This window comes from Nocardia sp. MDA0666 (assembly GCF_003023875.1).
Classification (GTDB): domain Bacteria; phylum Actinomycetota; class Actinomycetes; order Mycobacteriales; family Mycobacteriaceae; genus Nocardia; species Nocardia aobensis.
Map to the genome: position 1 here is coordinate 30,955 of NZ_PYHT01000003.1, position 22,015 is coordinate 52,969.

18 protein-coding genes are annotated in these 22,015 nt (G+C 65.2%); 15 read left to right on the top strand and 3 right to left on the bottom strand.

What is annotated here, in order from left to right:
- The first annotated feature begins 114 nt into the window (after nt 1-114).
- The 10 genes from C8258_RS06450 to C8258_RS06495 all read left to right on the top strand — a co-directional run bounded on the left by C8258_RS06450 (nt 115) and on the right by C8258_RS06495 (nt 10,026).
- Nucleotides 115-918 carry an SDR family NAD(P)-dependent oxidoreductase gene (locus C8258_RS06450; protein WP_106954588.1) on the top strand — a complete coding sequence of 268 codons (804 nt, stop codon included), beginning with the start codon at nt 115-117 and terminating at the stop codon, nt 916-918.
- Nucleotides 919-952: 34 nt separating this feature from the next.
- A complete protein-coding gene (locus tag C8258_RS06455) occupies nt 953-2,110 on the top strand; it encodes an acyl-CoA dehydrogenase family protein (RefSeq protein WP_106954401.1) in 1,158 nt (385 codons plus the stop codon).
- A 37-nt stretch (nt 2,111-2,147) separates the two neighbouring features.
- The gene (locus C8258_RS06460; protein WP_106954402.1) at nt 2,148-3,311 is read left to right on the top strand and encodes an acetyl-CoA C-acyltransferase; all 1,164 of its coding nucleotides are present in this window, start codon (nt 2,148-2,150) and stop codon (nt 3,309-3,311) included.
- A 38-nt stretch (nt 3,312-3,349) separates the two neighbouring features.
- On the top strand, nt 3,350-4,540 hold the full coding sequence (locus tag C8258_RS06465) for a lipid-transfer protein (RefSeq protein WP_106954403.1): 1,191 nt from the start codon (nt 3,350-3,352) through the stop codon (nt 4,538-4,540).
- A gap of 60 nt (nt 4,541-4,600) precedes the next feature.
- Nucleotides 4,601-5,503, top strand: a complete 903-nt coding sequence (locus tag C8258_RS06470) for an SDR family NAD(P)-dependent oxidoreductase (protein WP_106954589.1) — start codon at nt 4,601-4,603, stop codon at nt 5,501-5,503.
- A complete protein-coding gene (locus C8258_RS06475; RefSeq protein WP_106954404.1) occupies nt 5,500-5,922 on the top strand; it encodes a MaoC family dehydratase N-terminal domain-containing protein in 423 nt (140 codons plus the stop codon). The genes C8258_RS06470 and C8258_RS06475 overlap by 4 nt, the downstream gene beginning before the upstream one ends.
- Nucleotides 5,919-6,335 carry a MaoC/PaaZ C-terminal domain-containing protein gene (locus C8258_RS06480; RefSeq protein WP_106954405.1) on the top strand — a complete coding sequence of 139 codons (417 nt, stop codon included), beginning with the start codon at nt 5,919-5,921 and terminating at the stop codon, nt 6,333-6,335. The genes C8258_RS06475 and C8258_RS06480 overlap by 4 nt, the downstream gene beginning before the upstream one ends.
- 69 nt (nt 6,336-6,404) lie before the next feature.
- A complete protein-coding gene (locus C8258_RS06485; protein ID WP_106954406.1) occupies nt 6,405-7,916 on the top strand; it encodes a long-chain fatty acid--CoA ligase in 1,512 nt (503 codons plus the stop codon).
- Nucleotides 7,917-7,957: 41 nt separating this feature from the next.
- Nucleotides 7,958-9,121: an acyl-CoA dehydrogenase family protein gene (locus C8258_RS06490; RefSeq protein WP_106954407.1), complete on the top strand. Its 1,164-nt coding sequence runs from the start codon at nt 7,958-7,960 to the stop codon at nt 9,119-9,121.
- Nucleotides 9,122-9,123: 2 nt separating this feature from the next.
- Nucleotides 9,124-10,026 (top strand): acyl-CoA thioesterase II, encoded by a 903-nt coding sequence (locus C8258_RS06495; RefSeq protein WP_106954408.1) that lies wholly within the window; start codon nt 9,124-9,126, stop codon nt 10,024-10,026.
- Between the two features lie 29 nt (nt 10,027-10,055).
- On the opposite strand, the gene C8258_RS06500 is transcribed toward C8258_RS06495, so the two are convergent.
- Nucleotides 10,056-11,249, bottom strand: coding sequence for a TetR/AcrR family transcriptional regulator (locus C8258_RS06500; RefSeq protein WP_106954409.1), 1,194 nt, complete (start codon nt 11,247-11,249; stop codon nt 10,056-10,058).
- A 314-nt stretch (nt 11,250-11,563) separates the two neighbouring features.
- Here C8258_RS06500 and C8258_RS06505 point away from each other — a divergent pair, with 314 nt between their 5' ends.
- The 5 genes from C8258_RS06505 to C8258_RS32825 all read left to right on the top strand — a co-directional run bounded on the left by C8258_RS06505 (nt 11,564) and on the right by C8258_RS32825 (nt 20,008).
- A complete protein-coding gene (locus C8258_RS06505; RefSeq protein ID WP_106954410.1) occupies nt 11,564-13,903 on the top strand; it encodes an arylsulfatase in 2,340 nt (779 codons plus the stop codon).
- A gap of 93 nt (nt 13,904-13,996) precedes the next feature.
- Nucleotides 13,997-14,392 (top strand): hypothetical protein, encoded by a 396-nt coding sequence (locus C8258_RS32210; protein ID WP_146161175.1) that lies wholly within the window; start codon nt 13,997-13,999, stop codon nt 14,390-14,392.
- A gap of 162 nt (nt 14,393-14,554) precedes the next feature.
- Nucleotides 14,555-17,065, top strand: coding sequence for an FHA domain-containing protein (locus C8258_RS06510; RefSeq protein ID WP_146161176.1), 2,511 nt, complete (start codon nt 14,555-14,557; stop codon nt 17,063-17,065).
- Between the two features lie 215 nt (nt 17,066-17,280).
- Nucleotides 17,281-19,686, top strand: a complete 2,406-nt coding sequence (locus tag C8258_RS06515) for a serine/threonine-protein kinase (protein ID WP_106954590.1) — start codon at nt 17,281-17,283, stop codon at nt 19,684-19,686.
- Between the two features lie 166 nt (nt 19,687-19,852).
- Nucleotides 19,853-20,008 carry a DUF6131 family protein gene (locus C8258_RS32825; RefSeq protein WP_086006819.1) on the top strand — a complete coding sequence of 52 codons (156 nt, stop codon included), beginning with the start codon at nt 19,853-19,855 and terminating at the stop codon, nt 20,006-20,008.
- A 96-nt stretch (nt 20,009-20,104) separates the two neighbouring features.
- Here the strand turns inward: C8258_RS32825 and C8258_RS06525 are convergent, their stop codons facing one another.
- Nucleotides 20,105-20,956: an alpha/beta fold hydrolase gene (locus tag C8258_RS06525; protein WP_106954412.1), complete on the bottom strand. Its 852-nt coding sequence runs from the start codon at nt 20,954-20,956 to the stop codon at nt 20,105-20,107.
- A gap of 42 nt (nt 20,957-20,998) precedes the next feature.
- The gene (locus C8258_RS06530; protein ID WP_106954413.1) at nt 20,999-21,856 is read right to left on the bottom strand and encodes a cyclopropane mycolic acid synthase family methyltransferase; all 858 of its coding nucleotides are present in this window, start codon (nt 21,854-21,856) and stop codon (nt 20,999-21,001) included.
- Between the last annotated feature and the right edge of the window lie 159 nt (nt 21,857-22,015).

Consider the following 22,015-nt stretch of genomic DNA (forward strand, 5'->3'; position numbering starts at 1 on the left):
CACCGATCGGAAGTCATGGCGCTCTAGTGGGGGCCGTCGAACGCGGCCCAGGCGGCCGGCGTGACCACCGAAACCTCTCCGCCGCAGTGCGAATCGCTTCAGAAGGGCAACGTCATGGGAAATCTCGAGGGCAGGGTCGCCATCGTCTCCGGATCGGGGAGGGGGATCGGCCGGGAGGTCGCGCTGAAACTCGCACGAGAAGGTGCCGCCGTGGTCGTCAACGACCTCGACCCCGGCCCGGCGACGCAGACCGCCCATGAGATCACCGCGGCCGGTGGCAGCGCGGTCGTATGCGCGGGCTCGGTAGCCGACCCCGGATTCGCCGGACGATTCATCGATACCGCTGTCGAGGCCTTCGGCGGCCTGGACATCATCGTCAACAACGCCGGATACACCTGGGACTCGGTCGTTCAGAAAATGACCGACGAACAGTGGCAGACGATCCTCGACGTCAACCTCACGGCGCCGTTCCGGATCTTGCGTGCGGCGCAGCCCTACATCAAGGCGAACCCGACCGACTACCACCGCAAGGTGGTGAACATCTCCTCGGTCTCCGGCGTCTTCGGCAACGCGGGCCAGGCCAATTACGGTGCGGCCAAGGCTGGGGTGATCGGTTTGACCAAGACGGTGGCCAAGGAATGGGGACGTTACCGCGTCAACGTCAACGCCGTCGCGTTCGGCTTGATCATCACTCGGATGACCGAGGTGACCGCAGATGCGAACGCCACCTTGAACATCGACGGCCGTGACATCCGCGTCGGTGTCAATCCGGACCGGATGGCGATGGCCGCCACCATGATTCCGTTCGGGCGCGGCGGCCGGCCGTCGGAGGCGGCCGGGGCCGTGTATCTGCTGTGTACCCCGGAATCGGACTACATCAACAGTCAGTGCCTGGTCGTCGACGCCGGGCGCGTCTGACTCATTCCCTCATCATCACGCAGGAGTTCACATCATGAAGCGCACCGTTTACACCGACGAGCACGAAGCCTTCCGCGAGACGATTCGTACGTTCATCGCCAAAGAGGTCACGCCGCACTACGAGGAGTGGGAGCGGGCGAATCAGGTTCCCCGCGATCTGTTCGTCAAACTCGCCGAACTCGGTGCCACCGGATTCGACATTCCCGAGCAGTACGGCGGCGCCGGGCCGACGAGCTTCAAATTCCAGGCTGTCATGCAGGAGGAAACAGCCAGAGCCGCAGTCGGTTTCGGGCATTACAACGTCAGCATCGGCATCGTGCTGCCCTACCTGCTCCGGCTGGCGAACGCCGAGCAGAAGCAGCGCTGGCTACCGGGGATCGCTACGGGCGAAACGATGCTGTGTATCGCCATGACCGAACCGGGTACCGGTTCCGATCTGGCCGGCATCACAACGACCGCTCGCCTTTCGCCGGACGGCAGCCACTACATCCTCAACGGTGCGAAGACCTTCATCACCGGGGCGAGAAACTCCGAACTGTGCGTCGTCGCGGCTCGCACCGCGCCGTCGACGCCGGAGAACCGCCGCTTCGGGCTCTCGCTCCTGGTGGTGCCCACGGACAGTCCGGGATTCGAATTCGGTCGCAAGCTCGACAAGATCGGCATGAAAACGTCTGATACGAATGAAATTTCGTTCACCGACGTCGTGGTGCCGGTCGAGAATCTGCTCGGCGAGCAGGATATGGGCTTCTCCTACCTGGGGCAGAACTTGCCCCGGGAGCGCCTGTCGATCGGCGTCGGTCAGACCGCCGCCGCCTCGGCGGCCGTGGCCTTCGCCAAAGATTACGTCGAGCAGCGACGCGTATTCGGCAAACCGGTCGCCTCCTTCCAGAACACCAAATTCGTTCTCGCCGAGTGCGCTACCGAGGTGGCCGCTGCTCAGGCGCTGGTCGACAAGGGGCTCGAGCTGGACGAAGCCGGGGAATTGACGCCGGCCGATGCCGCACGAATCAAACTGTTCTGCACCGAGACGGCGGGACGAGTGATCGACAAATGCCTGCAGCTGCACGGCGGCTACGGCTACATCCTCGAATATCCGATCGCCCGCCTCTACGCCGATACCCGGGTCTCGCGCATCTACGGGGGCACCAGCGAGGTCATGAAGACCATCGTCGCCAAAGACTTGGGCCTGTGAGCTCGAGCGCCGGACCTACTCGGACACAGGAGTTTTCATGCGTGATGCGGTAATCGTCGACGCTGTGCGCACACCGGTCGGCAAGCGCAACGGGGCGTTGTCCACGATGCATGCGGTCGACCTGTCAGCCCATGTGCTCGGCGCGTTGGCCGAACGCGTCGGGCTCGATCACGCCATCGTCGACGACGTCATCTGGGGATGCGTGGGCACTCTCGGTATGCAAGCCGGCTGCATCGCACGCTCTGCCGTGCTCGCCGCGGGCTGGCCCGAGCATGTTCCCGGGGTCACCGTCGACCGGCAGTGCGGGTCCTCGCAGCAAGCGGTCCATCAGGCGGCCGCCGGAGTGATCTCGGGGCAGTACGACGTAGCGATCGCCGGTGGGGTCGAAATGATGAGCGTCGTGCCGCTCGGCGCTGCCGCACGCTCCGGAGACTTCGGGCCGATCCATGGCTCGAAAGTGTTGGGGCGCTACGGGATCGAGCGATTCGACCAGGGGCGCGGCGCGCAGATGATCGCTGACGAATACGGCATCGGGCGCACCGAAATGGATCAGCACGGCCTGGATTCGCACGCCCGCGCCGCAGCGGCCTCGGACGCCGGGCGCTTCGCCGGCCAGATCACCCCGGTATCCATCGCGGGCCCGGACGGCGCCGTGCGCACCGTCACTGCCGACGAGGGCATCCGTCGCGGCGGAACCCTGGAGCGACTGGCCGAGCTGCCGGTGGCCTTCGACGGCACCCAGATCACGGCGGGAAACGCCTCGCAGGTATCCGACGGTTCGGCGGCGCTGCTGGTCACCACTACCGATATCGCCCGGGCGCACGGTTGGACACCGATGGCACGCGTTCACACCGCGGTCGTGACCGGTACCGACCCGGTGAGCATCCTCAAGGGCCCGATTCCGGCAACGGCGTCGGCGCTGAAGAAGTCCGGACTCACCCTCGACGAGATCGGCACCTTCGAGATCAACGAAGCCTTCGCGGCGGTCACGCTCGCGTGGCTGCGTGAGACGGGCGCCGACTATACGCGGATGAATCCACTCGGCGGCTCGATGGCGATCGGTCATCCCGTCGGCGGATCCGGAGCCCGCCTGATGACGACCATGGTGCACCACATGCGCGACGAAGGCATTCGGTACGGGCTGCAGTCGATGTGTGAGGGCGGCGGCATGGCCAACGCCACCATTCTCGAACTGCTCTGAGCGACAACAGATCACAGCAATCACACGAAGGAGCAATCATGAGCCGCAGAGTCCTCGTCGCCGGAGTGGGGATGGTTCCGTTCACCAAACCCGGCCGCAGTGAGCACTACTTCGACATGGGAGCCAAGGCCATCTCGGCGGCTCTCGCGGATGCGGGCCTGAGCTACGAATCCGTCGGGCAGGCCTACGCGGGCTACGTCTACGGCGACTCGACCAGCGGCCAACGCGCCGTGTACTCGGTCGGCATGACTGGCATTCCGATCGTCAACGTCAACAACAACTGCGCCACCGGCTCGTCGGCGCTGTGGCTGGCTCGTCAGGCCGTCGCGACCGGCGCGGTCGAATGCGCACTGGCGGTGGGCTTCGAACAGATGCGCCCGGGCGCCCTGCTCAACCAGTGGAGCGACCGTCCGGCCCCGATGGCCCGGCACGCGGAGGTGCTCGAACGCACTTACGGCATCGACAGCGACAACCCGTCCATGGCGATGCAGTACTTCGGTGCGGCGACCCAGGAGTACTGCAAGCGCTACGGCGTCTCGCCCGAACTGTTCGCGAAGATTTCGGTCAAGTCGCGCAAGCATGCCGCCAACAACCCGTATGCGGTATTTCGCGACCCGATCACCGAGCAGGAGGTGCTCGACTCGCCGGCACTGTACGGCGGCCTGACCCGCCTGCAGGCCTGCCCGCCGACCTGCGGCGCCGGGGCGGCCATCGTGTGCAGCGAGGACTTCGCCCGTCGCAACGGAATCGCGCCGCAGGTGGCGATCGCCGCGCAAACGCTGGTGACCGATCTGCCGAACGTCTTCACCGACGACGACATGCTCGAGATCGTCGGTGCGGGCATCACCCGCAGCGCTGCCCGCGAGGTCTATGAACAGGCCGGGGTCGACCCTCGCGATATCCGCGTCGTCGAACTGCACGACTGCTTCAGCATCAACGAGGTGCTCTGCTACGAGTCCCTCGGACTGGTCGACGAGGGAGGATCGGAGCAGTTCATCCTCGCCGGTGACAACACCTACGGCGGCCGCGTCGTGGTCAACCCGAGCGGTGGCTTGTTGTCGAAGGGCCATCCGCTCGGAGCTACCGGACTGGCCCAGTGCGCCGAACTCGTGTGGCAGCTGCGCGGCACCGCGCAGGCACGTCAGGTCGAGGGCGCCACCGTCGCGCTGCAGCACAATCTCGGCCTCGGTGGCGCCGGTGTCGTAACCCTCTACGAGAAGCTCGCCTGATCGGCGATCTCACTACTGATCCGCGTGCGTGAGGCACGAAATATCAAAGGAGACAACAACATGAGTGTATTGGACGGACGTGTGGTCGCCGTGACGGGTGCCGGCGGCGGACTGGGGCGCGAACACGCCTTGTTGATGGCGGCCGAAGGGGCGCACGTCGTGGTCAACGACCTGCGCGGAGCTCAGCAGGTCGCCGATGAGATCACCGCGGCCGGTGGTTCCGCGACCGCCGTGGAGGGCTCGATCGCGGAGCTCGCGGTCGGCGAGAAACTCGTCGACGCGGCGGTGGATACCTTCGGCAACCTGCACGCCGTGGTCAACAATGCGGGGATCATCCGCGACGCGATGCTGTGGAACATGACCGAGGAGGAGTTCGATTCGGTTGTCGCGGTCCATTTGAAAGGGACCTTCTCGGCCACCCGCGCTGCTGCCCGCTACTGGCGGGCGCAGTCCAAGGCCGGTGTCGTGGAATCTCGCACGATCGTGAACACGAGTTCGGGTTCGGGACTGCATGGCAATTACGGCCAGTGGAATTACTCCGCGGCCAAAGCTGGTCTGGCCATCCAGGCGGTCAACGCGGCCCGCGAACTCGAGCGTTTCGGTGTCAAGGCCAACGCCATCGCGCCGGTGGCGCGCACCGAGCCGGTCAAGGTGACCCCCGGTATCAAGGATTTGGTCGGCGAGCCGGTGGATCCCGACGTCTTCGACCGTTACAACCCGGCCAACTGCTCACCCCTGGTGGCGTACCTGTCCAGCGCGGAATGCGCGTTCAATGGCCAGGTCTTCGCGGTCTACGGCGGCTACGTGGGTCTCTACAGCGGTTACTCGATCGCTCACGAGATCCGGGAGAACCGTCAGTGGGAGGTCGGGGAACTGGCGGAACTTCTCGGAGCCGAGTCGTTTCCGAAGGCGGTCGACACCCGGCGGGCGGGCATTCCGAAGGTCGAAGGAGAAACCAAGTGAGCTACGAATTTCCGCTCGACTACAGCAAGGTCCAGGAATTCGCCCGGGCCGTGCACGCCGATCCCGACGCTCATGCCGGCAAGGATGCACTCATCCCGCCGACGATGCTCACCAGCGGCCGGATGATCTGGGAGCCGGCCGAGCAGTCCGGCTTCGCCAAGCTGGGCTTCGATCGCCGCCGAATCCTGCACGGCGAGGAGGAGTACGTCTTTCACGGGCCCCTGCCTCGATCCGGCCAGACACTGACCGCAGAGACACGAGTCGGCGATCGGTTCGAAAAGCCGGGTAAGCGTGGCGGCGTGATGACCTTCGCCAAGATGATCACCGAGTTCCGGGACGAAACCGGGCGCCTGGTCGCCACGCAGAACAGCACGATCATTCAAACCGGCACCTCCGGTAGTTCCGAGGAGAGCAAATGACGACCACCAGCACACCCCTCACGATCGGGCAACAGGCGCCGGCGCGCACCTACGGCCCGCTGACCCGTACCGATTTCGTCAAGTATCAAGGTGCTTCGGGGGATTTCCATCCGCTGCATCACGATGAGCTCTTCGCTCGCGACACCGGTTTCCCGACCGTGTTCTCGGTCGGCATGCTCCAGGCCGGATTGCTCGTGTCTTTCGTGACCGACTGGCTTGGCCTGGCGAACCTGCGTCGATTCAAGGTACGGTTCGCCGAAAAGGTTTGGCCCGCAGACACACTCACGTGCGCTGCCACGGTGGCCGACATCTACGAGGCCGACGACGGCCGCAGAATCCGCATCGAGATGACATGTACCCGGCAGACCGGTGAGCACGCGCTCGTCGGGGACGCGGAATTCCTGCTCGACTGAATCGGTGCGGGGTGCGAATCGAGCACCCCGCACCCCGCCCCGCCCACCTTCCCGAGGAGCTCCCGAACAATGCACCTGACGCACTTGTTGCACAAGGCGGTGCAGCAGCAGCCGCGGCGGCCGTTGACCGTGTACGAGCATCGTGAACGGACTGCGTCCGAGATCGCCGACCGTGTCGCACGTCTCGCGGGAGCGCTGCGGGGACGAGGGATCGGCCACGGCGACAGGGTGGCGATCCTGTCGTTCAATTCGGACCGCTACTTCGAGGCCCTCATGGCTGTCTGGTGGTTGGGCGGGGTCGCGACATTGCTGAACTGTCGCTGGTCCGAAGCCGAGGTGGCCGACGCGATCGCCGTTTCCGGAAGCGCGTGCCTCCTGGTCGACGACCAGTGCCTTTCGCCGGCAACGAATCTGGTGGATACGCTGACCGTCGTCCATATGGGGGAGGGAGCGGCACCGGCGGGGATGTTGGGCTTCGAGGACCTGATCGCTACCGGTCCTGCGGTCGCCGACGTGCGCGCCTACAGCGACGATCTGGCCGTTCTGATCTACACGGGTGGGACGACGGGTACGCCCAAGGCGACCATGCATTCGCACCGTAGCCTCTCGGCGTCGATGCTGGGAGGCATGGGCTACACCCGCGGATGCGAGCCCGGCGGCGCCACGATGGTGATGGCTCCGCTGTTCCACATCGCGGCACTGCTCGGGATGCTCGCCCAAGCCGTGGTGGGTGGCACGCTGGTATTCGTCCAGCGCTTCGACCCCGCCGAAGTGCTCCGACTGCTCGCACAGCATCGGATCACGACAATGACCGCCGTGCCCAGCATGCTTCAAATACTCTGCGACGACCCACATCTGGAGGAATCGAACGCCGCAGGTGTGCGGACGATCGTGTACGGCGCGGCACCGATGCCAGCTTCGATTCTGTTCACCGCGATGGCCGCTTTCCCGAACGCGCAATTCGTTCAGGGCTACGGTATGACCGAAACCGGTGTCATCGCGTCGCTGATCGGCGCGGACCATCGGGCCGGCGGCCCGCGGCTTCGATCGGTAGGACGCGCGAATCTGCATGCCGAGATTCGTATCGTCGACGACGACGGCAACGAAGTCGCCTGCGGAACCGTCGGCGAGATCGTGACCCGGGGCGAGCACGTGATGCTCGGGTATTGGAATCAGCCGGAGGAGACCGCGGCCGCACTGCGCGGCGGGTGGATGCATACCGGTGACCTCGGCTATATGGACGACGAGGGCTTCATCTACGTCGTCGATCGCGCTAAGGACATGATCATCAGCGGTGGTGAGAACGTCTACTCTGCCGAGGTCGAAAACGCCCTCTGCCACCACCCGGCTGTGCTGCGGTGCGCTGTCATCGGTGTTCCGGATTCGCGGTGGGGCGAACGCGTGCATGCGGTGGTCGTCCTCCGGCCGGGGGTGACATCGACCGCCGCCGAGCTACGCGAATTCGTGAAGGGGCGCATCGCCGGTTTCAAGGCGCCGCGCACCGTCGAATTCGTCGAGACCCTCGCGACCACAGCCACGGGCAAGACGGACAAGCGGGCCCTTCGCAATCTCCACAGTTAGCCACGCCCGCCGCAACCTGCGGGCCCGAGGAGGCAGAACCGATGCAGCGCACCATTTTCGACCACACGCACGAGGATTTCCGGGCGATGATCCGAGAGTTCCTGAAGCGGGAGGTGGTTCCACGATTCCCGGCTTGGGAGGCTCAGGGGTATGCGCCCAGAGAGTTCTACCGAGAACTCGGCCGACTGGGAATCATGGGCTTCGATATTCCCGAACAGTACGGTGGAACCGGTCCGACCAGCTACCGGTATTTGATGGTCATCGGCGAGGAGGCCGCCCTGGCCGGGATCTCCCTCGGTAACTACCAGGTCACCGCCGGCATCGTGCTGCCCTATCTGCTGGCGCTCGCAAACGAGGAGCAGAAGCAACGATGGCTGCCCGCGTGTGCCGCCGGTGAGGCGGTGCTGGCCGTGGCCATGACCGAGCCCGGCACCGGATCGGATCTCGCCGCGATTCGCACGACGGCGAAGCTCTCCGTCGATCAGACACATTATGTGCTCAACGGCGCGAAAACATTCATTACCAACGCTTCTCAGGCCACCCACATGGTGGTGGCCGCACGGACCGGCGACCCCGGCCCGGAACGCCGGGGTGGGTTGTCGCTGTTCGTCGTCGATACCGCCACCCTTGGGTTCCGGGTCGGACGCAGACTGGACAAGATCGGCCTGAAATTCAGTGACACATGTGAGGTGTCGTTCACCGACGTGCGTGTCCCGGTGGGCGATCTGCTCGGTGAACAGGGGCAGGCGTTCGCCTACCTCGGCAAGAATCTGCCTCGTGAACGACTCGCGATGGCCGCCGGTGGCTGCGCGACTGCGGCGGCTGCCATCGAGTACACCCTCGCGTACACCCGTGACCGTCGCGCCTTCGGCCGGCCGGTGGCGGAGTTCCAGAACACCAAGTTCGTGCTGGCCGAATGCGCCGCCGAGCTCGCCGCCGCTCAAGCCATGGTCGACCATGCGGTCGTCCTCGAAGACGTCGGCGAGCTCACCGCTGTTGATGCCGCGACCTGCAAACTGTTCTGCACCGAAATGGCGGGCAAGGTCATCGACCGATGCCTGCAACTACACGGCGGATACGGCTATATCCGAGAATATCCGATCGCCCGGCTGTACGCCGACACCCGAGTGTCGCGAATTTACGGGGGCACCAGCGAAGTGATGAAGACGATCATCGCCAAATCGCTGGGGACGGTGGCGAAGTGAGCATGATGGATGCCCTGCATCTCGAGGGCGGAACGCACGGGACGGGGCAGGGCGGTGAATACCGCGGAATCTGTTGTGCGGGAGGAACGGGCCGAGCCTACGGCGGACATCTCGTGGCGCAGGCCTTGCTGGCCGCGTCCCGCACCGTGGACGCCGGCCGGTCGGTACATTCGCTGCACGCGTACTTCTTGGAGCGAGGCAGACCCGAAGAGGAAATCCGCTATCAGGTCCACGCGTTGCGAAACGGTGGCAGCTACGCGCTACGGCAGGTGACCGCTCATCAAGGCGGCAACCGATTGCTCATCGTCACAGCATCTTTCAAACGAATCGAGGGTGGTGTGGACCGCCACACCGCGATGCCGGCGGTCCCCGCTCCGGAGTCGTTGTCCGAGTGCGGGGAAGCCGCACAACGGTTTTGGTCCGGTATCGCCCCCACATCGCTCATTCGTGACGTCGTGCGGGTGCGCCCGGTCCCCAGCGACGAGACGATCGATGCGGCGGGCGCGCAGCAGGGCGCCCGAAACCGGCGCATGTGGTTTCGAGTTCCCGGCGCCATACCGGAGGACCCGGCAGTGCATGCCGCCGCTCTCGCCTTCTGTTCCGATCTCACCGTCGCGCGTACCGCCGCGCTCGGACATCTGAGCACTACCGGCGGAACACCGTCGCAGCGACTGTTTCTCACGTCGTTGGACCACGCGATCTGGTTTCATCGTCCGTGCCGGGTCGACGACTGGCTGCTGTTCGTTCACCGCAGCCGAACCTCCGGTGACGGACGCGGCTTGACCGAGGGCGAAGTGTGGACCCGAGACGGCACCCTCATAGCGACCATCGCTCAGGAAGTGTTGCTTCGTGAACGCCGCGGTGCGCCCTGCGGCGCGGCGCCTCTGGTCGCGAATACAGTCTGAGCCTCGCCGCCCCGGCAGGTCCGAGGTCGCTATCCAGCCGTGGCGGCCGCCGTTCCTGCCGCACCGGGAACTTCGGTGGGGTCGAACAACATGGCCATCGAGATCTCGGCCAACCGTTCGGCGAGATCGGTTCGCCGCCGCAGTCGAGGCGTCCGTGCGGCATTGGCCACCATCGTCAGCACGGCACTGATCGTGATCCGTGCTTCGGTGGGATCGATGCCGGGCCGGACGCCAGCCACGGCCCGAGTCCACAGATGCAGGTAGTCACGCTGTTCCTGGGTGCAGATCTTGCGGGTGTTCTCGGGTAGCTCGTTCAATTCACTGGCCATCAAGCCCACCAGATTGCCGTTCTCGAGCGCGACGTCGATATGCGCTCGCACCAGCCTGTCCAGCATGTCGCGTGCATCGGTGACGCCGGCCAGGGCCTGTCGGACCACCATCGCCCGACGATCGAAGCCTCTCGTCATCGCGGCGACCAGTAGATCGATCTTGGCGTCGAAATAGTTGTAGACGTTGGGGCCGGTGGTTCCGCACGCTTCGCCGATGTCCTCGGTCAGGACGGTCTGGTAGCCGCGTTCGTCGAACAGGCGGATCGCCGCCGCCAGCAGTTGTTCTCGGCGGGAGACCGGGATTTCGAAGCCATCCGTGGCCGGCTGTTCGTCCGTCTCGCTCGTACCGAGGGGGGTGTGAGCGACCCGGGTGGACAGCGTCGACAGCAGTGCTTCCATACGACGGCGGGGCAAGACGATTCGGTGGGCCGAGGTGCTGCTGAGCGTTGCGAGAACAGAGAATCCGATCAGCTCGCAATCCGCTGTGGTCAGTTCGGGGCGAGCCGCCGCGATCAAGTCTGCGACTCGTGAGGTGATGCCCCGCAGTCGCTCGCGCAGTTCAGTGCGCTGCTCCGCATCCAGGTACCGCGCTTCGCGCTGCCACAGCAGGGGCAGGCCCCGGCGCTCTGCCGAGCCGGCGGCCAGCGTCGCAAGCAGCTCCGGCAGATCTGCGACACCGTCGACCGATTCCTGCAACGATTCGAGACCGGTGAGCACGGCGGCGTACAAGAGCTCATTCTTGTTGCGGAAGTGCCGATACAGAGCCGAGGCGCCGATGTCGACCTTGGTGGTGACGTCCGCGACCGACACGTTGTGGTAGCCGCGCTCGCGGAACAGTTCGCTCGCGGCCTCGACGATCTGCTCTTTGCGGTTGCGGGGCCTGCGGCCGGCCACGGTCGATCTCCTTACGACGACGTCATTCCTGCAACATGATATTCCATTATAGAAAATTCACTCCTTGACCCATCACTGCAGCAAGCAGCAGTTGGCCGACGTGCGCGATCGGTTATCGGAGGTATCAGATAGCCGGCTTCGGCGATACTTGAGGTGCGGTCGGCGACTGGCTGCGGGTCAGTCGCAGATCGGGACGGCTCGGCCGCGGATGCGTCCGATTCTTTCTGCGAATCGCCCGTTTCGCATGAGCTCGGACGCGCGCGTCGTGTGCGAGCTTTGCATCGGAGTATCGATTACCCGAGACAGGAGCGGTCATGGCGGCGGAGTTTGCGGGCAAGATCGAGCGCGATGTACGTGATTCGGTTCCGGACTGGACGCCGTTCGTCGAACCGCGGGCGCCCGAAGGTGCGCCGAATGTGTTGTATGTCGTCTGGGACGATATGGGCTTCGGGTCCTGGGATCTCTACGGCGGCTCGATCGAGATGCCTGCGATGCGCCGTATTGCCGAGCGGGGCGTTCAGTTCACGCAATTCCACACCACCGCGTTGTGCTCACCCACCCGGGCGAGTCTGCTGACCGGCCGCAACGCCACCAGCAACGGCATGGCGGTGGTCGGGGAAATCTCCGATGGGTTCCCGAATATGTCCTGCTACATCCCGCCGGAGAACGGATTCATCTCCGAGGTGCTGCGTGAGCGCGGCTACAACACGATGGCGGTCGGTAAGTGGCATCTGTCCCCGGCGTCGGAGATGTCGATGGGCGCCTCGAAACGCACCTGGCCCCTGGCGCGGGGCTTCGACCGCTTCTACGGCTTTCTCGGCGGGCTCACCGATCAGTGGTATCCGGATCTGTGGTACGACAACCATCAGATCGACCCTCCCGCCGCGCCGGCGCAGGGATATCACCTCTCGGCGGACCTGGCCGACCGTGCCATGGAATTCATCGCCGATTCGCTGGCCACCGCCCCGAACAAACCGTGGATGATGTATTTCTGCCCGGGTGCTTGTCACGCTCCGCACCATGTTTTCCGGGAATGGGCCGACAAGTACAAGGGCGTGTTCGACGACGGTTACGAGCATTGCCGTGAGAGGGTGCTGGAGCGGCAGAAAGAACTCGGACTGCTCCCGCCGGGCACCGTGCTCCCCGATATCAATCCGCTCGCGCAGGCGACCAGTGCGGAGGGATTGCCTTGGCCTGCTTCCGATCTCGTGATTCCGTGGCACGAACTGAGCGAGGGGGAACGGAGGCTGTTCGCGCGGCAGGCCGAGGTGTACGCCGGTTTTGCGTCCTATACCGACCATCAGATCGGGCGCCTGCTCGATTATCTGGAACAGATCGGGCAGCTGGACAACACCGTGATCGTCGCCCTGTCGGACAACGGTTGTTCCGCGGAGGGCGGCCCACAAGGATCTGTAAACGAAAATCGTTGGTACAACCAGATTCCGGAGAACGTCGAGGAGAACCTCGCCAAGCTCGGCGAACTGGGCACCGAAACCACGCATCCGCATTTTTCCAACGGCTGGGCCATGGCCTTCAACACCCCGTTCAAGCTCTACAAAATGAATGCAGCGTGGGAAGGTGGTACCGCCGACCCTCTGCTGGTTTCCTGGCCGTCGGGTCTGCCGGCACGGGGAACGATGTGCGACAAGTACATTCACGCCATCGATATCGTCCCGACGCTGTACGACCTGCTGGGCGTCACCGCGCCGGATACGGTGCGATCGGTACCGCAGTCACGGCTCGAGGGCGAGTCGATGGCCGCAATACTGCGTGATCCGGCCTCTCCGTCGCCCAAGCACACGCAGTTCTATTCCATGATGGGCACGCGTGCCATATGGCGAGACGGCTGGCAGGCCAATACGGTTCACGCACCTGCCCCGAACGGGTGGGGCCATTTCGATCGAGATACCTGGTGTTTGTACCACTTGGACGTCGACCGCAACCAGATGCGCGACCTGGCCGACGAGCAGCCGCACCTGCTGGCCGAACTGATCGCGCTGTGGGAACAGCAGGCAGAGCAATACAACGGCTACCCACTCGACGACCGCACGGGGATGGAGATCGCGAACCTCGAGCGCCCCTCCATCGCCGACGACACCGGCCGGATCACCCTGTTCCCCGGCGGGTCGGAAGTGCCCGAGCGCTCGTTCGTGATGATCGGCCGATCTTTCGCGATCACGGCGTCTCTCGATATCCAGGGGGAGGGTTGCGCCGGAGTGATTTTCGCCGGCGGCGGACGATTCGGCGGGCATTCATTGTTCGTGAAGGATCACCGTCTGCATTATGTGTACAACTGGCTCGGTGAAAAGGAGCAGCACCTGGTTTCCGATCGCGTTCTGGCCACCGGGCCGGTGCGAGTCGGCGTCGAATTCGTCAAGACCGGCGTGGAGGGGCATTCGCCCACGGGAACCGCGCAGCTCTACATCGGCGGTGACGTGGTCGCCAAGGCCGACATCATGATTCAGCCGATGTTCTTCTCCCTGTCGGGCGAGGGCATGAATGTCGGACGCGACCGCGGTCAGCCGGTATCGAGTGAATACCGATCACCGTTCGAGCTCACTGGCGCTCGCCTCGATCGGGTGGTCATCCAAACCGGTGACGACATCGGCATCGACCTGCAAGTGGCCACCGAGGCGGCCTATCGCCGAGATTGACCGTTTGCGGCTTCCTCGGCGACGGGAAGGCGCTGAAGACGAGTAACGCCCTTCGGCGCTCGCCGTGTGCGGCATCCAGTCTCGTCTTGACGAATGAGAATCACTGCGTACCCTGAAAGTGAGAATCAATCTGTTTCTGAAATGGGAGTCGGCAACGTGGCTGCATCTGAGACCAGCGCCAAAAGCCGCCGGGTAGTAGGGCGTGGGGTGCGCAAACCTCCGGGGCCACCTGTAGTGCAAGGTCTGGCTTCCTTTTTCGGGGCCGTCTACGGCGCCGGCTACATAGTCGGTGGAGATCGCGCCGGATATGCGATGGTGCGGCGATATGGCCAGCTCATGTCGGTGCCCGTACTGGGGTTCGGAGATGTCGTGGTGGTGTCGGATCCGGAACTGGTAAGACGTGTTTTCACGGCGAAACAATGGGAATATTCAGCTTCGATATTTTGTTCGGGTTCGATCGAATTGGTATTACCGAGCCCGTCACGGTGATTTCCGCGGCTGGTTCGGTCGGGGGTCGGTGCAGCGGCTGCACTGCCTCGTCAGCGGCTGCCGGGTGGTGGTGGCTCTCCACTCGCAGGTCGTTCTCGCTGGTCAGCGCGGGTTAGGGCGGCGCGAGAATGGAGCAGAGCAGATACTGCCAGGGAATTCCCGGTGGCCGGTTTTGCGGTGGCAGGGCGTTTCAAGTCGTATACTCCCGTTATGGCGGATGATCAGTCCTCCACAGAATTTCCCGAGGCGCCCGTTCTTGTGGTGCAGACGCGAGAGCGCGTCTATCGGCTGCACGCGGGAGGTTCATACAATGTCGGCCGCGATCTGGCCGCCGACATCGTGGTGACCGATCCGCGGGTATCTTCCGTGCACGCCGTCTTGGAGCGCGGGTCGGACGGTTGGGAAATCGAGGACGCGCACAGCCTCAACGGCACCTTTTTCGACGGTCAGCGCGTCGATCGGATGCTGATCGATCATGACGAGACGTTCCAGCTCGGTCACGCCGTGAACGGCGAGCAGTTGGCCTGTTCGGTGGAGGGGGAAAAAGGACAGCACAGACGCGAGTCGTCCGGCGATATCGGCGGCGACACGATGCTCGTCCCCGATCCCGGCTACCAGCTCGACGATGAAGCCACCATGACGACGTTCCATCCGGGGGGGCGCCCCCGGCAGGTTGCGCCGTCGCCTCCGGCGGCTCGCCCCAGCGCGGTCGTCCCGATCGTCTCGGACACACTCCGGATCGGGCGGGCCTCCGACAACGACATCGTCGTGCCCGACCTCATGGTCTCCCGTCATCACGCCGAACTGCGAGTGACCGGCGCAGGCCGGTATCGGGTCGTCGACCTCGACAGCCACAACGGCACCTACGTCAACGGCGCCCGGGTCGATTCGGCGGACCTGTCCGAATCCGACTTGATCGGCATGGGGCATACCACCTACCGGCTGATCGGCGACGAACTGCGGGAGTACGTCGACACCGGTGACGTGTCGGTGTCGGTACAGAACCTCATCGTGCGGACATCGGAAGGCAAGGTTCTCCTCGACGAGGTGAGCTTCCCGATTCCGCAGCGCTCGCTCGTCGGGGTCATCGGACCCAGTGGAGCGGGCAAATCGACGTTGCTCGGCGCGGTGACCGGGTTGCGTCCGGCGACAGAGGGGACGGTTCGTTACGACGGACGCGACCTCTACACCGACTACGACGAACTCCGCCACCGCATCGGACTGGTTCCGCAAGAAGACATCCTGCACAGCCAACTTCCGACGCGGCGCGCGCTACTGTACGCGGCCGAACTCCGCTTCCCCGGTGACACGCGCCCCGAGGAGCGCGGGCAGCGGGTCGATGAGGTCCTCGCCGAGCTCGGCTTGGCCCGGCATGCCGACACCCGCATCGATAGGCTCTCCGGTGGCCAGCGCAAACGGGTGAGCGTCGCACTGGAGTTGCTGACCAAACCGTCTCTGCTGTTCCTCGACGAGCCGACCTCCGGCCTCGACCCGGGCCTGGACAAGACGGTCATGGATATGCTGTCCGAACTGGCACACGACGGACGCACCGTGATCGTCGTCACCCATAGTGTCGCGAACCTCGATTCCTGCGACCGCCTCCTCGTGCTGGTACCCGGCGGTCGGCTGGCCTATTACGGACCGCCCGCGGAGGGGTTGCAGCAGTTCGGGCAGCGCAGTTGGGCCGAGGTGTTTCAGTCCTTCGATCGCGAGGAGGACCGCGACTGGGCTGCTGAATTCCGGGAATCGCCACGCTTCGAGCAGTACGTGGAGGTCGGGCCGACCGACGAAGTCGGTCCGGCGGACGTACACGCACCGGCACCCCCGCCCGCGTCGCAGTCCAAGCTCAGCCAGCTCAGTACGGTGTGCCGGCGATACCTGGCGGTCATCGCCTCGGACCGAAGTTACCTGGCGCTGCTCGGCGTGATGCCGCTGATTCTCGGTGGCTTGATCGCCGCGGTGCCGTCGGGCGAGGGTTTCGCCGGGGCGCCCGGAACCAACACCGATGCCCCCACCAAGCTCATGATCTTGATATTCGGTGCCTGTTTCATCGGCACCGGCAACTCGATTCGCGAGATCGTCAAGGAGCAGACGATCTACCGCAGAGAACGCGCGGCCGGACTGTCCGCAGGGGTCTACCTGATGTCGAAGCTCCTGGTCTTGGGCGTGATCACCATCCTGCAGGCGGCGGTGCTGTTCTTGATCGGCACCATCGGGGTGAGCATGCCGGCGAAAGGCGTATTCACCTCGGTCCCGCTGGAGTTGATCCTGGCGATGGCGATACTCGGCATCGCCTCGCTGGCGTTGGGCTTGCTGGTCTCGGTGTCGGTCAACACCTCGGAGAAGACGCTGCCACTGCTGATTGTGCTGTCCATGGCGCAACTGGTGTTCACCGGCGGTTTGGTACGGCTGCCCGGCACCCCTGTGCTGGAACAGCTGGCCTACCTGTCGCCGTCCCGCTGGGGCTACGCTGCGGCAGCGGCCACCCTCGACCTGGACACCTTGTCGCCGCACAACGGCGCACCCGACCCGTTGTGGCGACATACCCTGGGCACGTGGCTGCTCGACATGGGAGTCGTCGCAGGCCTGGGGGCCGTCTTCCTCGCGCTGGCCGGATACCGGCTGTATCAGCTGCGTCCACGGCGGCGCGGCGCCCGCCCCGCGCGGATTTGACGCCGGCAAAACCGATTACGGCACGACCTCGAAGACGTCGCCCGGATCGACGTAGCCATAGCAGGCCTTGGCGCACCGGGGGTCGACCGGATGCAGCCCGTGCGATTTCTCCTCGATCGGACCGCCTCTCGGGGATGATGGTGTTGGGTGTGGAGGATCGCATCCATCGCTTCACCGACCGGCCAGTGCACGGTTCGGATTCGACAGGAGCGGATATGACCGACGGCTCCGGCTCAGACAGCGGCTTCGGACGATCCACGGCCGGACTCGAATCCGGCGCGGTGGCCGCCTTCGCAGCCGCGTGGGAATCGGCTGCCCCCGCCCCGGCCATCAGCGATTACCTGCCCGACGCAGAGACCTTGCGCTTGGGCGCGTTGATCGAACTGATCCGCGTCGACCTGCGGCAGCGCTGGCTGCGCCGGCCCGCGCTCACGCCGTCCGGCGGACCCGAGCCGCCGCCCCGCAAGCGGCTGCGGAACTACTGCGCGGAATTCGCCGAGCTGTCGCCGGACCGCGTTCCGGCGAGCCTGGTCTATGAGGAGTTCGTGATCCGCCGGCACAGCGGCGAGCGGGTCGATCCACGCGAATATCTGCGCGAATATCCCGCGCAAGCGCCCGAGCTGAGCGAGTTGCTCAATGCCGACGACCAGGATCGGAGCACTCAACGCGCCGGTGCGGACCCGACTGCCATCGCCTCGACCATGGTCGCCCCCGAAGGCACCCGCACCACGGGCGACCTGTTCGCCGAACAGGAGACGACGGGATCGCAGGTCGCTCGGCTGGACAGCATCCGGGTAGGCGATTGCATCGACGATTTCGATCTGCTCACCGGGCTGGGTAGCGGAGCCTTCGCGCGGGTGTTCCTGGCCCGGCAGCGCTCGTTGCAGCGGCTGGTGGCGGTGAAGATCTCCGCCGACCGCGGCACCGAACCGCAGACGCTGGCCCAGCTCGACCACGACTACATCGTCCGGATCTTCGACCAGCGGCTGCTGGGCGAACCGGACCCGCACGGCGATTCCCGCAGCCGCCGACTCCGGCTGCTGTACATGCAGTTCCTGCCCGGTGGCACCCTGCTGGGTGTGTTGCACCGGGTCCGGTCCACCCCTGCCGACCAGCGCAGCGGTCGGTTGCTGCTGGCCGCGGTCGACGCCGCGATGGAGGAGAAGGGTGAGATCCGCCCGACCGATTCCAGCGTGCGCGCCGAGATCGCGGCGCTGTCGTGGCCGGAAACCGTCGCCTGGCTGGGCCGCCGGCTCGCCGAGGCGCTGGCCTACGCCGACGAGCACGGCGTGCTGCATCGCGATGTCAAACCGGCGAACGTGCTGCTCACCGCGGAGGCGGTGCCGAAACTCGCCGATTTCAACATCAGTTTCAGCCGCGAGGTGGCCGGCGCCAATCCGGTGGCGTACTTCGGTGGGTCGCTGTCGTACATGTCGCCGGAACAGTTGGAGGCCTGCCATCCCGGCTACCACCGTTCCGCCGACGATCTGGATACCCGTTCCGACATCTACTCGCTGGGTGTGGTGCTGTGGGAGCTGCTGACCGGTGCCAAGCCGTTCGACGACAGCACCGCGGGTGAGCGCAGCGACTCCACCGCGCTCGGGGCGATGCTCGCACGTCGTCGTACTGGTGTGGATTCGGCTGCGCTGCAACGGGTTCCGCCCGATTGCCCGGCGGCACTGTGCAGGGTTTTGCTGACCTGCCTGGCGCCCACGCGGGACAAGCGGTGGTCCAACGGCAACGAACTGGCCCAGCAATTCGAACTGTGCCTGGACGCGCGGGCCCGCGAACTGGTGGATCCGGCACCCACCAGCTGGCGTTTCCGGGCGCGGAGGTGGCTGGTGCCGCTGGTGGTGCTGGCCTTCGGCGCCCCGAATGTGCTTGCGGCCGTGTACAATACGGTGCACAATCGAACCCTGATCATCGACCGGATGAGTGGGTCCGCCCAACAGACATGGTGGATTTTCACCAGCACGGTGAACGCGGTCTTCTTCCCGGTGGGCGTCGTGATCGTGCTGTATTTGTCGCGCTATCTACTCGCCGTTCCGCGCGGTATGCGGCGCGGACGCGAATATGACTCCCGGATACTCGCCCGCGCCAGATCCGATGCCCTGCTGTTCGGTGATCGGTGTGTGGTGGTGGCGTTCTCGCTCTGGAGCCTGTCGGCGATTCTGTTCCCGCTCGTGCTGCACTTCGCGACCCACGAGCTCACCGGACAGGAGATGGTGCACTTCGTGGGCGGGCTGCTGGTGTGCGGCGCGATGGCGGTGGCATATCCGTTCTTCCTGGTGACGTTCTACATGGTCCGCTGCGTCTACCCGCTGTTTCTCCGGCACGGCGACATCAGCCGCGAGGATGCGGGGCAGCTGCGCCGGCTCGATCGCCGCTGCAACGGATATCTCGCGGTGGCGGCGTCGGTGCCACTGCTGGCGGTGGCCGGGGTGACATTCCTGCCGCTGAGCGATACTCCGAAGATCATCGTCGCGGTGCGGGTGTTGTGCGTGGGGTCCATCATCGCCTTCGTGGTCGCCTATGTGCTGTTCCGGGCGCTCGAGGCCGATCTGCGCGCACTGGAGCGAGTGGTGGATCCTCAACATCAGGAGGCGGCCGGTCGACGGTGAGTTTCCGAAACTCGCCGACTTCTCGACGCTCCGATCAGCGAATCGTCCCCGCAATGAAGGGAGTTCGTTTCACTCCCGGATATGCGGGTATCGGATGGTTCGAGCCACCGCTGATCGCAGCCGGTCGCCGGATCGGTGCGAGGTGAGCGAAAGTGAGGAGATTGCTGTGATCACTCTCGGGGTTGTCCTTCTGGTTCTCGGTTTCCTGCTCGGGATTCCGATCCTGTGGACTCTGGGCATCATCGCGCTGGTCGTGGGGGCTGCGCTGGCTCTGCTGGGTGCGCTGGGACGCCCGGTGGCCGGCCGCGCGCACTACTACTGACGCGCTCGGCCGCCGCGGGCTGCGCGCGGCAGCGGCATGAAGACGCGACCGCCCCGGAAGCCGATTTCCGGGGCGGTTTCGCATATGTCGCGGATGTCAGCGCAGCAGGAATTCCATGGTGATCCGCTCGAATGCCTCCTTGGCCTCGATCATCACCCAGTGCCCGCAGTTCGGGAAGATGTGCAGTTCGGCGCCGGGAATCAGGCGCATCGGGATCATCGGCATATCGGGTGGGCACTGGCGGTCGTCGCGGCCCCAGGTCAGCAAGGTGGGACACTGCACCGTTCCCAGCATCGACCAGTACGGCGGCACTCCGGAGGTGGCCATCATCTGCTGTTGCGCGGCGAACGCCCGGGAACCGTACATCGCCGCGAGCGTCTTGTGCGAGTCCGGATCCTTCGCGGTTTCCCAGCGCTCCTCGATGCGTTCTTCGGTGATCAAGCTGCGGTCGTAGACCATGCATTCCAGCCAGCGCACCAGTTTCTCGCGACTCGGCGCGTCGGCGAATTCCTGCAGCAGTCGCGTGCCCTCGCTCGGGTTCTGGCTGAAGATGTTGGGCCCCACACCGCCGATGGTGACCAACTTGCGCACGCGCGCAGGATGTTTCATCGCCACGTTGACGCCGACCACCCCGCCCATCGAGTTGCCGATCATCGCGGCGGACTCGATGCCCAGCGCATCCATGAATCGGACGACCGACGACCCCGCGGTCAGCACGGGATGCCCGTCGACGGGATCGCTCACCCCGAATCCCGGGAACTCCAGCACGTAGCAGTGGAACCGCTCCGCGAACGCGCCGAGGTTGCCCCGGTAGTTCCGCCATCCGCTGACGCCGATCCCGGAGCCGTGCAGCAGCAGCAGCGGCGGACCGTTCCCGGCCTCGTGGTATCGCAGCACGCCCTTGTCCGTCGCGATCTCCCGCGCGGTTCCCTCGTAACTCACATCCATGCCGCCACACTAGAACACGTTCCAGTTCGGTGGCGGCGTCCGTCACGCCAGCAGGACGTGCTGGCGGACGTCGATGTAGCCGTCGCGGAAGAGGTCGGCGCAGCCGGTCAGGTAGCGGATGTAGCGGTCGTAGACGGCCGGGGAGGTCAGGGCGACGGCTTCGGGGCGGTGGTCGCGGAGGGCCTGTGCCCAGAGGTCGAGGGTGTGGGCGTAGTGCGGCTGCAGCGATTGGACGTCGTGCAGGGTGAAGCCGGCCTGTTCGGCGTATTCGCCGATCCACTGCGGCTGCGGAAGTTGTCCGCCGGGGAAGATCTCGTCGAGGACGAACTTGCTGAACGCCAGATATTCGTGGGTGAGGGGGATGCCCATCTCGCGGAGCTGGTGGCGGTGGAAGCCGATGATGGTGTGCAGCATCATGCGGCCGTCCGGGGGCAGCAGGTGGTGGCAGCGCTCGAAGAACGCGTCGTAGCGTTCGCGCCGGAAATGTTCGAAGGCTCCGATCGAGACGATCCGGTCGACCGGATGGTCGAATTCCTCCCAGCCGCGCAGATGCACCTCACCGGTGCCGGGCGGCAGCCGGTCCAGCAGCTCCCGCACGTGCTCGTACTGGTTGCGGCTCAGCGTCAGGCCGATCACGCGCACGTCGTATTTCTCGACGGCGCGCAGCATGGTCGAACCCCAGCCGCAGCCGATGTCGAGCAGGGTCATCCCCGGATGCAGATCGCATTTGCCGAGCGACAGGTCGATCTTGGCGAGCTGTGCCTGTTCCAGGGTGAGGTCCGGTTCACGGAAGTACGCGCAACTGTAGGTGCGCGTGGGATCCAGGAAGAGGGCGAAGAAATCGTCGGACAGGTCGTAGTGGGCCTGCACGTCGGCGTAGAACGGTGACAGATCGGTCATGGTGACCTCTGATTGTCGGTTTCGGGAAACGTCCTGCCTCTGATACGAGGTACCCCGGCGGTGGGTTCGACCCGGCCGCCGCACGATGCGCGCTCGACCAGTATGCGCCTCTCGTCACGGCGAAGGGACGCGATCGACGGATCGGCCGAGGTCCGGGCA